This is a genomic window from Rhizobium sp. NPDC092011 (assembly GCF_044756305.1).
GTDB lineage: Bacteria > Pseudomonadota > Alphaproteobacteria > Rhizobiales > Rhizobiaceae > Rhizobium.
This window is the reverse complement of record NZ_JBIVSO010000008.1, coordinates 179,190-194,579: the sequence shown is the minus strand read 5'-3', so window position 1 is coordinate 194,579 and position 15,390 is coordinate 179,190. Positions and strand designations below refer to the sequence as shown.

Genomic DNA, 15,390 nt, shown 5'->3' with positions numbered 1-15,390 from the left:
AGGGCCTACATCGGTTCAACGAAGCATCCAAATGGGCGAAGGTGGTAGCCAAAAGATTTAGCCGGTATCTGCAGCCTCTACACAAGGATATGGCCCCTCGACCAAGAGGGGGCCGGATTGTCCAGCTCCCTCTCAGAAGTGATAAGCCGTGTTGCTGCGGCAGGGGATTTACCTCTGCGTGTCCTGCTGTTGATCTCGTCACCTGTGCCTTCGACTGACCGATGGCACGAGCGTTACGCAAGCGAGAGTTCAGCTGATGTCCAAAGTTTCCGCTTTGATATGCCGTTCGGCGTCCCGGTCGCATAAGGCCCTGACACCCTGGCTGCTTGCAATGGTCCTGTCCGGCGCGGGCTCATATGGAGTCGCAAGCGCGGCAGCCGGCGACATCTACCATGTCGGACCGCAGGCCAGGCTGAAGATCGCCATCGTCGAATGGATCAGCGGCACAGGCGAATACAAAGAATGGACGGCGCTGAATGGCGAATATGTCGTCTCGCAGTCCGGCTCGATCTCTATTCCGATGATCGGTCAAATGCAGGTCGGCGACAAAACGGTCGAGGACATCAGCGCCGACATCGGTGTAAAATTGAAGCAGATCACCGGTTTGGCGGTGGCGCCTACGGCGTCGGTCGAAGTCATCAAATATCCGATGATCTACGTGTCGGGTGCGGTCGAAAAGCCGAGCGAGCTGGAGTTTAGACCCGGCCTGACCGTCAAGCAAGCAATGGCAATGGCCGGAGGGCGCGAGCGCCGCTCCAGTCAGACGGGCGATTATACGGAAGCCCAGCAGATCAGCTACGCGGGTGAAATCAGCCGGATGGAGCTGCAGCTGAAGCAGCTGGGCGCCCGGCGGGCTCGCCTGCTGGCGGAACTTGACGATCAACCCGCAATCACCTTTCCGCCGGAGATCAAAGCGGCTCCCGAGGGCTCGGCTGTCCGGCAGATCATGACGAGCGAAGTGGATTTGTTCAACGCCAGGGCAGACGCCCTGCGCCAGCAACTGGCTTCAGCCGCAGACCTTGAGGCATTATTGCACAATGAAATCAACATCCTCGATGAAAAGATGTCTTCTCAGGATGAGCAGGTGAAGATCGCGCAAGACGAATTGAGCGACATCTCCAAACTGGTCGATACCAAGATACTGACGACATCGCGCAAAACCTCTCTGGAGCGGACGGTCGCCGAAATGCAGGCCGGCAAGCTGGATCTTGTCGTTGCATCGATGCAGGCAAAGCAGAAGCTGAGCGAGACCGAACGCGATGCGCTCAATCTCAAGGGGCAGCGCAAAACCGACGCCGGCCAGCAGCTGCAGGCCACCGAGACCGAAATCGAGGATACCAAGCTCAAGCGCAACACGACGCTGCAGCTTCTGCAGATATCCGGTGCTTCACTGTCAAGAAGCCAGAGCATGAAGGCGCTCGATCTTCAGCCCTTGGAATATTGGATCACGCGGAAGGGCGATGAGGCCGATGCAGTCAAGGTAACCGAGGCGACAGAGTTGCAGCCAGGAGACGTGTTGGATGTCCGCTACAACATTTCCGGAAGTCTGGATAGCACGACGGTCTCATCCGTCGACACCGGTCAATCCCAATAGTGCTAAGCAAGTGAAGATGGGGCGATAGTCATGGCAGTTCACGAGATCGGCAAGGGTTTCTCCGGCACTCCATTGGAGGTCAAGGGTACGGGGAACAGCGAATATATTTCGTTTCGCGACGTTTGGCGCTTCCTGCAACGGCACTGGATGATCTTTGCGCTGTTCGCGGGAGCGGGGCTCGGTATCGGTGGCATCTACATGGCAACGACCCAACCGGTCTATCTGGCAACTACCCGCCTCGTCATGGATCCGGATCAGGGACGTATTGTGTCCCAGGATGCATTCACCGGCACTGTCATCATCGAAGCGGCTGAAATTGCAAGCCAGGTCGAGATCGTCAAATCCGAGGCGATCGCGCGTGCCGTCGTCCAGAAACTGAACCTGACGGAGGACCCGGAAATCATAGGGGGCCCGTCATGGCAAGCTGCCCTGCATGAGAAGCTGCGTGGCTTCTTCAGCTTTTTCAGACATGGCGATGATGGGAGCGCGAAAACGGAGGCCACGGAGGACGACGTCATGCGCCGCACCATGGCCTCTTTCCTGTCACGTGTCGAGGTAACCCGCGTTGGCCAGTCCTACATCCTCGAAATCGGCTATAGCTCGGTCGATCCGCAGAAGGCGGCTGCCGCAGCCAACGCTGTCGCCGAAGCCTATATCAGCACGGGTCTGTCGGAACGCGCTTCGGCAGCGCAAAGCGGCGCCAAATGGCTGGAGACGCGGCTGATCGAAGTTGGACGGCAGGCACGCGAAGCAGCCATGAACGTCGAGGAATTCCGCGCCAAGAACGGGATCATGGAGATCAGCACATCGTCCTCACTCGACCAGCAGCAACTGTCCGAGATCAGCAGCCAGGCCGTTGCGGCCAAGGCGCAGACGGCGGCTGAATCAGCCAAGCTTGCGACACTCAACCAGCTGATGGCCGGAGGCAAGGTCGAAGGCGATGTCGACGAGACGATGAACAACCCGCGCATACAGAAGCTCCAGGAAGATCTGGGTGTCGCGACGGCCAAGCTGAATAGCCTTACAAGCAGATACGATGCCGACAATCCTGCCATCCTTGCTGCGCGGCAGGAAATCGACCGGGTAAAAGGGGACATGCGCAAGGAGTTCGAGCGCATTCAGGCGGTCTACAAGACAAATCTGGACGTGGCGCAAACCCGAGAAAAACTTCTCAGCGACGAAGTAGCCTCGTTGAAGGACGCTGGAACCGACAAGAACCTGGCGAAAGTCGAGCTGTCGGAAATGGAAAGCAGGGCGACCACCTATCGCCGTATGTATGAAAGCATTCTGCAGCAACTGATCGGCGCCTTGCAGAAAGAATCATTCCCGCTTGGCAGCATCCGCGTGGTGACGGCAGCAGCCGTGCCATTGGCAAAGTCATGGCCGAAATCCTCTTTCGTCATGCCGTTCACGGCGATGCTCGGCCTTGCCGCCGGCGTCATGGCCGCCTTGTTGCGGGATGGCCTGGATCGGCGTGTCAGCTCCAGCGAGAAGCTGCGGCGGGAACTGGGGATCAGTTCTCTGGGGCATGTGCCCGTTTACGCAAGCCCCTCATTCCTGCCGGGAGGCATGGCTGTGGCCAACCCCAGCTGGCGACGAACGATGCTGCCGCTGAGGTCCGTGATAGACACGCCATATTCGCAATTCTCCGAAGCGCTGCGCGGCGTCAAGCACTCCATCGATTCCGCCTTTCCGCCCAATGCGCCCATGGTGATCGGCATAACATCCGTCGGCACCGGCGAGGGCAAGACCACGATCGCCACCAATCTTGCGCAGCTCTACCAGCATGAGGGTGCCTCGGTGGTTCTGGTCGATGCCGACTTCCTCAATGCGAGGCTGAGCTGTGTCGTTACGGAATCCGGCACGGAATTCGGCATGGAGGCTTTGAACATCAACGAAGTGCCGCGGCGTTATGCCGTCGCCCACGAAAACGGTCTTCTGGTTGCCAAGGCCGAGCATCAGCCGGATGCGGAATTCGTGCATGCGCATGGCAGCGTCCCGGTGGTGACGGTCGACGAGACCGAAAAATCGGTCGCCGCGTCCCAACGCTACGGACATCTTCCGGCGCTCAAGGCCGAGATCGATTTGCTGCGTCGGCAATATAAGGTCGTTATCGTCGACATGTCCGCGTTCGAGGATTCTGCGGATACACGTGTGATCTGCACCTACCTTGAAGGCATCGTCGTCGTCGTCGGGCAGACGAACAAGATGACCGTGGAAAGACTGTCCGACGCCTTGGCAAGCTTCGGCACGACAACGATCAACATTCTCGGCATTATCGCCAATCGCAGCTACGAAAGACGGCAGAACCGCCACGCGTGGCCCTGGCGTCGCAAGCCGCAGGAGCGTCAGCAGCGGGCTTCGGCAAGGCGGCTGACAGGCCAGCTCCTGGGCCGTCCCTTGAAGATTACCGTTGGCATTGCAAGCGCGGGGCGTCGCGACATCCTGTCGTCCATTCTCCCGCATATCGCCAATCAAACCCGCAAGCCCGACGAGATCGTGGTCTGCCTTTCCTCGCCGGAGGATATCGACCCGAGCTGCCTGCGAAATCTCGACTTTCCGGTACGCGTGCTTATCTGCGAACGCGGGCTGTGCCGCCAGCGCAATCGAATTCTCGACAGCATCCAGGATGCGGACATCGTTCTTTTTCTCGACGACGACTTCCTGATGACATCAACTTACATCGAAGAGGCGGAGCGGCTGTTTCAGCTGCAGCCCGACGTGGCGATATGCACGGGTACGGTTCTCGCCGACGGCGTCACCGGACCGGGCATTTCCGTTCGCGATGGCCTGCGCTTGGTGGAGAGCAAGCGCCGACGTCGATCCGAGCCGACCCTGCAGGTCCGTCAGGTCTATAATGCCTATGGCTGCAACATGGCGATCAGGATGGCCATCGTCAAAGCCGCCAGCCTGCGTTTCGACGAGAACCTGCCGTTTTACGGCTGGCTCGAGGATGTGGATTTCAGCAGGCTCGTTTCCCATTATGGCCAGGTCGTCAGCGCCAGACAGCTTGAAGGCGTTCATCTTGGCACGAAGGGCGGGCGGTCGAGCGGCATCCGCCTCGGCTACTCGCAAGTTGCAAACCCACTCTACCTCATGCGCAAGCGCACCATGAGCGCACGGCAGGCAACGGTGCAGATCAGCCGTAATCTGACGGCCAATCTCCTCAGAGTCTGGCGGCCAGAGCCCTGGATTGATCGCAAAGGCCGCCTTAGAGGCAATTTCATCGCCATGCGCGATCTTCTGAGAGGTCGATTGGCGCCCCAGAACATCGAAGCGCTGGAATAGTTCGGTGACGAACCCGCCCGGCCTCGATCGCGTCGTCGTCATCAACGATCGTTCTGTCCGGGTGGGCGGCGCGTCCAATCTGGCGATCCTTTCAGCCAATCTGTTGCAGGATGTGGGTGTCGCCGTCACCTTTTTCGCCGGCGATGTCGCCGGTGTCGACCGGCCTGTGCCCGATACCATCAATCTGGCCGCGCAGCCGCTCATGCAGCAACCTCGCCTCAGCGCGCTGGTAAGCGGCCTCTACAATCGCCAAGCCCATGACGGTCTCGGTGATGTCATTTCGCGAATCGACACGCCGGGTACGATCTATCATCTCCATGGCTGGTCGAAGATCCTGTCGCCTTCGGTTTTTCGCGCCTTGTGGCCCGTCCGCGCCCGCGTCGTCTTGCACGCGCATGATTATTTTCTGTCCTGCCCGAACGGAGGCTTCGCCAACTACCGCAAAAATCAGGTTTGTCCGCTGACACCCATGTCGATGAGCTGCCTGACGACCAATTGCGACAAGCGCGGCTACCATGAGAAGCTCTGGCGGTCCGTCCGGCACCTCATGCGCGAGCACTACTATCCCATCCAAGAGGTTGCCGCCAATATCGTCATCGTGCATCAGCGCATGCATGACTACTTCCTACGTGGACGGGTTGAGAGCGCCAACATCGAGGTGATCCGCAATCCGGTCGAGCCCTTTCTCGATCGAGCGACAGATCCATGGAAGAAACGCGACTTCTTCTTCGTCGGACGCCTCGAGCCGGAGAAGGGTTTTGAAGACGCCGCGATTGCCGCACGGCTTGCCGGTGCGAAACTGCATGTCATCGGTGATGGTGCTGGTCGCACACGCCTGGAGCGGGATTTCCCGGAGGTTGTCATTCACGGGTGGAAATCCAAGGACGAGATGCGCGACATTCTGTGCGATGCCCGCGCGCTCATCGTTTCGTCGCGAGTGCCAGAACCGTTCGGTCTGGCTGCGCTTGAGGCGGTGACAAGCGGCATACCGGTGATATTGCCGGATGCCGCACTTCTCGGTGAAGAGTTGGCGGCAATGGGCTGCGGGTTGACGTTCCAAAGCGGCAAGGTGGAGACGCTTGCAAGCGGAATTCGCCGGCTTGCCTCCGATGACATGCTACTCCGTTTGATGAGTGTGAATTGCCTGCGGCGGTCAGCCGAGATGGCACATACACCGGCATCATGGCGTGAAGCATTGCTGGCACTGTATGGCCGGGTTCTCGAGCGCGCAAATGCCGTCGATACAAGCTTGAAATCGGCCACAACCGGCGAGTTTTCAGCCTCTCCTCGACTGATCGATGAGACCGGATGAGGCTTGTGGTTAGCCCTGTGCCCGGCTCCCTACGCCATTGGGACTAGGTCGATGCCCGCAGGGTCAATTGTCAAGCAAGAGGGCAGCTGGCAGCCTTTAATGAGAGCATGGAAGCGTTGAGGGAACCAAGATATGTTATCGACTGTTGACGGCGTTGCCCACCGCGAGCGACCGCGCCTCGACCTCAAGCAGGCCGAACGGCTGGGCCGTTCCAAACGTGTTGTCGACCTTCTTCTTTCCGGTGCAGGCTTGCTGTTTCTGGCACCGGCATTGCTCGTCATCGCCATCGCATTGCTTCTGGTCGACGGCCGTCCCATCATCTATCGCCATACACGCGTGGGTCGCGATGGCCGCCTCTTCGAATGCCTGAAGTTCCGAACGATGCGCAAGGATGCCGACCGTCAGCTGGCGGAACTGCTTGCCGGCGACGACACGCGAAAACTGGAATGGCTGTCGACGCAGAAATTGACCAATGATCCGCGCGTCCATTGGCTCGGAAAATATCTGCGCATGAGCAGTGCCGACGAGCTGCCGCAGCTATTGAATGTTCAGCGCGGCGAGATGAGCCTGGTAGGACCGCGGCCCGTCGTCCTCTCGGAACTCGACCGGTATGGTCCCAATCTCTATTGTTATCTCGGGCTCAGACCGGGCATCACCGGTCTCTGGCAAGTCAGCCGCTGTGCCGATACGACCTATGAAGAGCGCGTTCAGTTCGATCTGGACTACTTCCACAGCCGCTCGTTGCGCACTGACTTTGCAATTCTCACCAGGACCATCGGCGTCGTGCTGTTTGCACGCAACGAAAAAGAGCGCCTCACCAAATGAGAAGGGCGGCCATGGCAAACCACACAACAAGGCAGAAGATCACCAGAATCCAGCGCAGCAAATATTTCTGGTTCGATTTGCCTGGCGGTCCCAAGGGGATGCGATCATCGTCGTCTTCTTTCATAAGCGGCTCTGCGTGGTCTTTCATGACAATTGCCGGCAAGCCCTTCTGCTATTATCCAGAAACTCAATCTTGTCTTGGCATCCAGGATAACAATTACTATGAAAAAAAATTGTTTAATTCCGGTTTCCGTCGCCTGCGGGCAGCATTTCATTGCACGCAATCGTGTCCTGAATGGGAACGATATACATTTTATCTGGTGCAAGGCTGGAAGCAACTGATCTGTTACATGTCGCCAGCGCAAGAATTACTTCAACCAGTAGGGGTGACGGCTGAGTTTTACGCGCAACCGCATCCGATGATGATCTGCCAATGAGCAACTTATCGTTTTCCCCCAAGAATGCTGGTCGATCTGGTCTGCGAAACTGGCTCTTAGCCCGCATGCCGTCGATCATCGGCGACGGGGCGTCGACGCTCGTTTCGAAGATCGTCTCCCAAGTCGTGCAGCTTCTGATTTTTCTCGTTGCCGCGCGCATGTTGGAATCCGCCGAATTTGGCCTCTACGCATTCAGTTCGGCGATCGTGGTCATGCTTGTCGTCATCGCCGAAGGCGGATGGGGCGAGTTCGTCATGAAGGCCGAATGCACCGAACGGGAACTCGATCAGGTCGGCACGATCTCGATCATTGCCGGCTTGATGGTGACTTTGCTCGGATCACTTTGCGCCATGACGGCATGGGTCTTTTTCAACCGGCCGCATGAAGCGCTCCTCCTGGCCCTTTTCAGCTGCTGGTTCTTACCGTCATCGCTCTATGCGGTTTATGATGGGCTGCTGGTTGCCCGCGGCCTGCTGCGAAAACAAGCCGCCATTCGCATTGCCAGCGAAATCGCAGGCCTATGCGTCACAATGCTGGGTTTATGGCTCGGATGGAACGTATTTTCGCTCGTCGCGGGGCGGCTTGTTTCGCAACTCGTCTGCCTGGGCGGCTCGGTGGTCGTGCTGTCCTGGTATCCGCGGCCATACCTGACCTGGCCTTTCGCGCGCGAAATTCTCGAGTTTTCGAGCCATATCCTGTCCAACCGGCTCATCCTCTTTCTCCGCTCCTATTCCGGAACGCTCGCCATCGGCAGTTTCCTTGGTCTTGCCGAGGCCGGGTACTACCGCGTCGCGGAGCGCATTGTTGCGGCATTTTCCGAACTTATCGGCGAGCCGGCGCGGATGCTTGCCTGGACACTCTTTCGTCGGTCGGCGATCGTGACTGGGCCGGATGGGCGGGCGGTTCGGGATGCCGGCCCTTCTGCGACCGTGTTCATGATGGTTCTCATGACAATCTCCACGCCCATCTATCTCGGTCTCTCGCTGATATCGTCCAACTTGATTGACATCGTGCTCGGCGACAAATGGGCACCCGCCGCCGTGCTCGTGGTGATCCTTTCCATGAAACAGGTCCTGCTGATGCCTGGCTACGTGACCGAGGCGCTGCTGTCCTTATCCGGCAATATCAAGCGCATGCCCCCCACGCTTTTTCTCAATGCGGTGGTTTCCGTCTCGCTCATCCTGCTTCTCGCGCCGTTCGGCGTCGTGGCTGCGGCCTGGGGGCAGTGCCTGGCCGCCATGGTTTCCTTCGTAACATCGATGCATCTGCAAGAACGCTATGGATCGCTCCGCTGGCGGCGCGTCCTTCGCAAGAGCGGCTATATCGCCATCGCTGTGGCACTGATGGCGGCGGCGGTCTACGGGCTCGGCTATTTCGCGGGATCGCTCAGCCTGCAGCGCGTGCTAACGGTCATGCTGCAGGTCGTCTCAGGCGGTGCGATCTATGTCTGTACGCTTTTTGTCCTGGAGAAGATGATCGGCGATGCGGCCTCTGTTCTATCGCTCCGGCGATGATGGGGGCGGTTGGTTCTGGTGATTCAGAAAGAGCCCTCAGCCGCTTTCCGAGCGGAGTTGCGGGAAATGTAGGGGCGAGAGCCGTTCAGCGCCTCCGTGGCGCGCTGAACGGTTATCGAAACAGATTGGGGGATATGACATGGCAGCTTCATCGTGGTCCGGTTCTTCCTGGCCAACCCACGCACGCTCCATCGTGAAGGCGGCCATTCAGACGGTCGATCACGGGCTTACGCCCTTGCGTCTGGCGCGAGGGCGGCTGACCTATCTCCTGCCTTTCCCGCGGCGCTTTACCGGCGCGTATGCCTCCTATGAGGCGGCGCTCGCCGCTGCGCGGCGGCAGTCGCTCGCCGGTTACGATCATGACGAAATCGCAACCGTTGCCTTCACCAAAATGTGCCAGCTGGCGCCATGGGACTACCCGGTGTTGTTCTGGATCAGCAGCTTGCTGCCCGACATTAACGGTCTTGTCGATGCAGGCGGGCATATGGGCACGAAATATCGCGCCTTTCAGCCGCTCCTGCCGCTCAGCGCCTCATTTCGGTGGACCGTTTACGATCTACCGGCGATTGTTCGCGCCGGCCGAAGCCTGGCCGACAAGGAAGGCTTGGCGCATCTGCATTTTGTCGACCGGATCGAAGAGGCCGGCGAGATGCCATTGTTTCTTGGATCGGGGCTCATGCAGTATCTCGATATACCCTTGTCTCGCCTTCTGATGACAATGCCTTCTCTGCCTCGCCACCTGATCCTCAACAAGGTTGCGCTCCGCAAGGGTGGCAGCCTTGTCACCCTTGAGCGAATTGGCAGATCATACGTGCCTTATCACATGCGCAACGAGGCTGAATTCATCGGTGACGTCACAAGGCTTGGCTACAAGCAGGTTGATCGATGGTCCATTCCCTCTCTGTCGCACGCAATCGACACCCATCCGGAGATGGGGCGCAGCGAAAGTGCCGGCTTTTATTTCCGGCTTGGCTAGCTTTGATGGAGTGAGAAGGCCGGTGTGCTCACCTGCGGTCTGCGCGGCGGAATAGTCCTATGGCGTTCCTTGAGGTGATCGGCAAGCCGGATCGACAAGGCGAGCAGCATCAGTGTCGGATTGGCATGACCGGGGGTCGGAAACACCGAACTGCCCGCAATGAACAAGCCATCCGTGCCATGCACCATGGCATTGGTATCGACCACGCTGGTGCGTGGATCGGTTCCCATGCGGGTGGTGCATGAAGGGTGAGCCATGTCCATGAATGTCGCGTCGGCATCCGCATCCGCGACGATCCAGTCCGGCAATTGCGGCGTCGGCAGGCCGACGCGCGCGAATTCGGCCGAGATTATCAGCGCAAGCCGTTTGACGCTGGCGATTTCGGGCGTTCCTATTTTCCAGTTGATACGCGCCAAGGGTTGGCCGAACCGGTCGCGTCGTTGCGACAGCGTGATGCGGCTTTCCGCGTTGAGTTGCTGTTCGGCCATGACGTCAAAGCGCAGCTCCGTCGAGCGATGCGGCAGACCGCGTTTCCGCACGAGGCGATCATAGAGTCCGCAGGCAAGCATATCCGTCGATTTCGCGACCGTCAGCAGGTCGTCCTTGAGCGTTGTGCCCACGCCCTTGCTCAAGCGCTTGAGCGCGGCCCAAGGATCATCCTCAGCGTGGATCTGAACGGGGTAGGCGGCACAGTTGGTGAGATTTTCCCGCATCTGGATTTCCGGGCTCAAAGACAATCCCCTGAGATAGAAATGTGTGCGTCCCGCATGGTTTAGGCCATAGAAGTTGAAATGACGCGCGATCGTGTCGATATCCCGGCCCGTAAAGTGGCAGAGAGAGGTGCGGGGATGATCGCAGAGATAGCGCCCGACGACATCATGCCCGTTGCCGATGCCGGCAGGCAGCATCGCATTCGATGCGAGCAGGAGGCGTGCATTTTCGATGCCGCCGCCGCAGAGAACGATCGTTCTGGCATGGACGATCGCGCTTCGGCCGATCGCGCTCAGGAGATCCAGCGAGGTTACGCTGCGGCCTTGTTCGTCGACATTGATCCGAGTAACCGTGGCCTGCGTCAAAAAATCTATGTTGGGAGCCGTGACCTCGAGCGCCAGGCGATTGAAGCGGGTCGGCTCGGCGCGAGGGTGCCGCATATGGCTGAATTGCCAGAAGAACGGCCGCAGCAATTGCCGGTCGAGCCCAAGATCTTCCGGGCTGGTGTGCAGCAGCCCAAACAGGCTTTCGTCGTAGTGATTGGGGCCGAGATTAAGCAATTTTCCGGCGCGATCCAGCATCGGCAGCAGGTGCTCGCGCTTAAGCGGCCAGCCCGAGAGCCGGAGCCAGGGCCTGCTTGCGAAATCATTGTCGTCGAATGCGGCGCATTTACCGATCCAGGTATGGCTGCTGCCGCCAAGCATGCGGTTTCGGAGTTCAAACGCCGGGATATCGTTTAGCCACGCCAACTTTCCATTATAGCCTCGCCCTTGCGCTGCTGCGCCTGGCTGTGCGAACGGTTCGCCGATGTTCTCGACGGCGTTGAGCGCCTGAATCTCGGCATCATAGTCTGAGCCGCCGCTTTCGATGACGAGAACGCGGATTGTCGTATCGGCAAATTCGCGTGCGATCGCAATTCCTGCCGGGCCGCCACCGACAATAGCGATATCCGCATATATTTCAATGCCATGTGGCATGGATCTCAAGTCACGCTTCGTCATGATCGCTTTCCCATCGGCCTTGCCATTTTTTAGCAGCATCGCGGGCGCGGGGATAATTGTTCGATTGGCATAGGCGCGGGCGACATCTACCGATTTCGGATAGGTGGCCCGATCGGTTCCGACCTCTTTTCAGTCGGAAGTCCATGCTGAAAATGCGGCGATCACAGGCTAGGCTCTTCTGCAAATGCGGAATTTCCTGGGGAGCTGGAGAATATGGCCAAGGTGGGGTTACGGGAGTGGTTGGCGCTTGCGCCGGTGTTTACCTCCGGAAAATTGGCGCGCTACAGCGACGAGAGCGGTGGCCCGCTGGCGCGTTTTGAGGCCGATTTCTGCACCAAGTTCGGGGTTCAGCACGCACTCACCACGAGCAGCGGAACAGGAGCCCTAATTTCCGCTCTGGTGGCCGCCGGCGTTGGGCCGGGAGACGAAGTTCTGGTGCCGGCCTATACGTGGATCGCAACGGCCGCTGCTCCCTTGGCAGCAGGCGCTGTGCCCGTCCTTGTCGACATCGATCACACGCTCACCATGGATCCGCAGGATATATTGCGCAAGATCACGCCGCAAACCAAGGCGATCATTCCGGTCCACATGTCGAACATGGTTTGCGACATGGACAGCATCATGCGCATCGCACGCGAAAGCAATCTGATCGTCATCGAGGACGCCTGCCAGGCCGTCGGACTACGCTACAAGACCAGGCGGGTCGGCACGATCGGCGATTTTGGCGCGTTCAGTTTCAATCAGTTCAAGAACATAAATTGCGGGGAGGGGGGCGCAATCGTAACCGACGATGCGCGCCTGTTTGCCCGTGCCCGGATGTATCACGATATCGGCTCCATGTTCCGCGGCCATCACGACAACGCCAACGAACCTCCTTTGCTGGGCGTCAATTTCAAGGCGAACCAGATCCAGGGAGCTATGTTGAACGTGCAGTTGAAGAAGCTCGATCCGATGATAGCCCGGATGCGCGAGCGTTATGACGTGATGCGTGAGATCTTTGCCAAGAATACGCGGCTTATGGTTGGCCCCCACAACGATGTCGGCAATGCCGCGGGGTTTCACGTCATCTTCGAAACCTCGGAGGAGGCGAAGAGGTTCGCCGAGGAAAGCAAGCGCGGTGTCTATCGGCTGTTCGATTCCAGCCGTCACGTCTATACCAACTGGCAGCCGATCCTGCAGCAACGCACTGGCCATCCGGCCATGAATCCGTTTCACTGGACGGATCGAAAAATCGACTACACGCCCGAGACCTGTGCGCAGACGCTGGATATTCTGAAGCGCACCTGCCGTATCAGCCTCGGGGAGAACTACCCCTTGGCGCTGGTTGCCTATCTGGCCCGCCGCATGTCGAAACAGGCCAAATCCATCCCCACCAATCTCTTCTACGCAACGATCTGACATGGAGACTATCGGCCCAGACGTCATCGATGTCTGGAGTTGGCGGCTGGACATTTCGCCGCCCGACCTCGACATGCCCGTTGCGCTGTTATCCCCCGACGAATGCGCGCGGGCAGGACGGTTTGTTCATGACCGTGACATACACCGCTTCATCATTGCCAGGAGCAGGATGCGGCTGATTTTGGCCCGATATCTCGGGCTGTCGCCGCAATCGATCCGCTTCAGCTACAGTGAGAACGGAAAGCCCTACGTGTCGGATGCCGGAGCCTCGCCGGTTCACTTTAACCTCACCCATAGCGCAGATCTCGCCATGCTCGCCGTTTCCGATCGCTATGAGCTCGGCATCGATATCGAGGAGATGCGCGTCCTGAAGGAGGATATCGCCAAATGGTTCTTTTCCCGCAGCGAATGTGAAACGCTAAATGCCCTGCCGCCGGAAGACTACCTTGACGGCTTCTATCGCTGCTGGACGCGCAAGGAGGCTTTTGTGAAGGCGCATGGCGCCGGATTGTCGTTGCCGCTGGATAGTTTCGACATGATCTTTGACCGGTTACATGAGCCGCGATTGCATCGCTTCGAAGGACATCCTGATGCGCCCGAAAACTGGGCCGTTCTGGAGCTTGCTGTACCCATCAATTTCGCTGGCGCGGTCGTTGCGTCCACGGGTGGCCACAGGGTTCATCTGCGCTATCGCGACGCACCATAGCTCAGATGGTCAATCTGGCGTCGAGGATATAGCGTCCACCGGACTCGTCGAAATGGTGGCAACCGAGCAGCCCTGACTTGAAGGAAGGGGTTATGGTGCGAATGCACCGTTCGCGATACTCTGTGTGCGAGAGCGCCTCGATCTCCATGATATTCAGCCCATAGCCATATATGCCGTGAGCATTTCTCTGCGAAGGTCGCAGGAGCCGGCCGCATCGCGCGAAGATACGGCCGGCGCCTCGAGCCTCCGTACTGCCGATGACAACCGGATTGTGCTTGTGCGGCTTGATGCCGGTCAATTCCGGTCCGTCGACTTCGAACAGATAGAGTTCGCTGCAATGGTCTTCGTAAGCATGGAAATCAGACAGGTTGGTGAAAAGCCACCATTTGCCGTCATGCTGAAGCAGAACGCTGTCGGCTGGTGATTGCCCTTCAAAGGCCGTCGCATAAAGCTCCCATTTCAACGGGAACTGGCGGCAGCGCCAGACCTCCAGTCGTCGCGCCTGATGCGTTTCCGGTATCATGAAGATCTGGTCGCCGTCGCGAAATATATAGGGATAGGAAAGGTGATAGGGTCGCTCCAACGCGACGCCGAGCGGCTGCACCAGATCTCCGTTGAAGTGGCCGACGGCAATATGGGCCTTGCGGTCGCCGCGGGCATAGTTCTCATAGAAAAGATAGCATTTGTCCTCGTGCTGAAAGAGGAAAGGATCGGCCTTGATGCTGGCATCCGAAGGAGGAATCTCGATTGCCTTGCTCGGATCGAAATCACAGATCTGGCCCTGGCCGGTATAGAGCGTCCAAAGAGCGGAATCGGCTCGGAGCCTTGCTTTAATCGACCTGTATGCCTTGGTCGACATCGTTCCGGCGACGATGGAGCCGTAACGCAGGAGATTGCCAAGTGACGGCACTCGCCGTTCGGAACGATCAACAAAAGCCGTTGGTGAAAATTGTCTGCTATCCGCGAGCCGTGTCAGTTCGCGAATGACCAGCGTCACGCTTCGCTCCCGCACGAAAGCGCTCAATCTCGCCGCGCTAGGCTTGATGTTGAATGCCGCCCGCGCAATTTCAAGCCGCTCGGCCTTGCTGCCGAATTTCGCGTAAAGGATCAGATCCGCGGTGGACGCGCGAGCAAGAACCTCGGCATAGCCGAACCAATCGACATTTGAGGATCGCTGATCGGAGAAGTTGAAGGCCCATTCCCCGAATGGCAGTGCGGCGATCGCATCGTCTGACAGGCCCTTCGGAATGGTGCGGATGACAAGGTCGAGCTTCAGGCGCCGCAGCGAATCGGCGGTAACATTGTCGACGATGCGAGCCGTATCGCCACCGGCGTCGTAGCAATCGATGAAGTGGCGACGGCTGCTGAATTGCTTCGGTGCGTAGGCAGGCTGGCGGGCAAACGCCTTTGCTTCCAATCGCGCGCTCCACGCAAGCAGTTTCGACGGTTTCGGCTCCGCAAATGGTACGGGATGGGTAAAGACTGCGGCGAGCTCCAGCCGTGACGCTGCCAGAATCCGATCCAGGATCATGAGCTCCCAGTTCTCGAGCTTATGTCCGCGCGCGACAAGTATGCCGACCCTCAATGGCTTGGTTGTGTTCATAGCCGCTCCCCCCCTGTGGCTTGGC

11 protein-coding genes are annotated in these 15,390 nt (G+C 58.7%); 9 read left to right on the top strand and 2 right to left on the bottom strand.

What is annotated here, in order from left to right:
• The first annotated feature begins 256 nt into the window (after positions 1-256).
• From ACIQJ2_RS26675 to ACIQJ2_RS26645, 7 genes are all read left to right on the top strand, one after another.
• On the top strand, positions 257-1,594 hold the full coding sequence (locus tag ACIQJ2_RS26675; protein ID WP_400670624.1) for a polysaccharide biosynthesis/export family protein: 1,338 nt from the start codon (positions 257-259) through the stop codon (positions 1,592-1,594).
• Positions 1,595-1,624: 30 nt separating this feature from the next.
• Entirely contained in the window at positions 1,625-4,882 is a 3,258-nt protein-coding gene (locus ACIQJ2_RS26670; protein ID WP_400670622.1) for a glycosyltransferase, read from the top strand.
• A 4-nt stretch (positions 4,883-4,886) separates the two neighbouring features.
• On the top strand, positions 4,887-6,194 hold the full coding sequence (locus ACIQJ2_RS26665) for a glycosyltransferase family 4 protein (protein ID WP_400670620.1): 1,308 nt from the start codon (positions 4,887-4,889) through the stop codon (positions 6,192-6,194).
• A gap of 132 nt (positions 6,195-6,326) precedes the next feature.
• Complete coding sequence (locus tag ACIQJ2_RS26660; RefSeq protein ID WP_199148585.1) at positions 6,327-7,019, top strand: sugar transferase; 693 nt, start codon at positions 6,327-6,329, stop codon at positions 7,017-7,019.
• 11 nt (positions 7,020-7,030) lie between these two features.
• Positions 7,031-7,456, top strand: coding sequence for a hypothetical protein (locus ACIQJ2_RS26655; protein WP_400670617.1), 426 nt, complete (start codon positions 7,031-7,033; stop codon positions 7,454-7,456).
• Positions 7,453-8,970: an oligosaccharide flippase family protein gene (locus ACIQJ2_RS26650; protein WP_400670615.1), complete on the top strand. Its 1,518-nt coding sequence runs from the start codon at positions 7,453-7,455 to the stop codon at positions 8,968-8,970. The genes ACIQJ2_RS26655 and ACIQJ2_RS26650 overlap by 4 nt, the downstream gene beginning before the upstream one ends.
• A gap of 139 nt (positions 8,971-9,109) precedes the next feature.
• Positions 9,110-9,946 (top strand): methyltransferase, TIGR04325 family, encoded by an 837-nt coding sequence (locus tag ACIQJ2_RS26645; protein WP_400670612.1) that lies wholly within the window; start codon positions 9,110-9,112, stop codon positions 9,944-9,946.
• On the opposite strand, the gene ACIQJ2_RS26640 is transcribed toward ACIQJ2_RS26645, so the two are convergent.
• A complete protein-coding gene (locus ACIQJ2_RS26640; RefSeq protein WP_400670609.1) occupies positions 9,943-11,658 on the bottom strand; it encodes a GMC oxidoreductase in 1,716 nt (571 codons plus the stop codon). The two genes, ACIQJ2_RS26645 and ACIQJ2_RS26640, sit on opposite strands and share 4 nt — an antisense overlap.
• Positions 11,659-11,871: 213 nt before the next feature.
• Here ACIQJ2_RS26640 and ACIQJ2_RS26635 point away from each other — a divergent pair, with 213 nt between their 5' ends.
• Positions 11,872-13,056, top strand: a complete 1,185-nt coding sequence (locus ACIQJ2_RS26635) for a DegT/DnrJ/EryC1/StrS family aminotransferase (protein WP_400670606.1) — start codon at positions 11,872-11,874, stop codon at positions 13,054-13,056.
• Between the two features lies 1 nt (position 13,057).
• Complete coding sequence (locus tag ACIQJ2_RS26630; RefSeq protein ID WP_400670603.1) at positions 13,058-13,762, top strand: 4'-phosphopantetheinyl transferase family protein; 705 nt, start codon at positions 13,058-13,060, stop codon at positions 13,760-13,762.
• A 1-nt stretch (position 13,763) separates the two neighbouring features.
• Here ACIQJ2_RS26630 and ACIQJ2_RS26625 read toward each other — a convergent pair whose 3' ends face one another.
• Positions 13,764-15,365: a hypothetical protein gene (locus ACIQJ2_RS26625; RefSeq protein ID WP_400670601.1), complete on the bottom strand. Its 1,602-nt coding sequence runs from the start codon at positions 15,363-15,365 to the stop codon at positions 13,764-13,766.
• Positions 15,366-15,390: the final 25 nt, after the last annotated feature.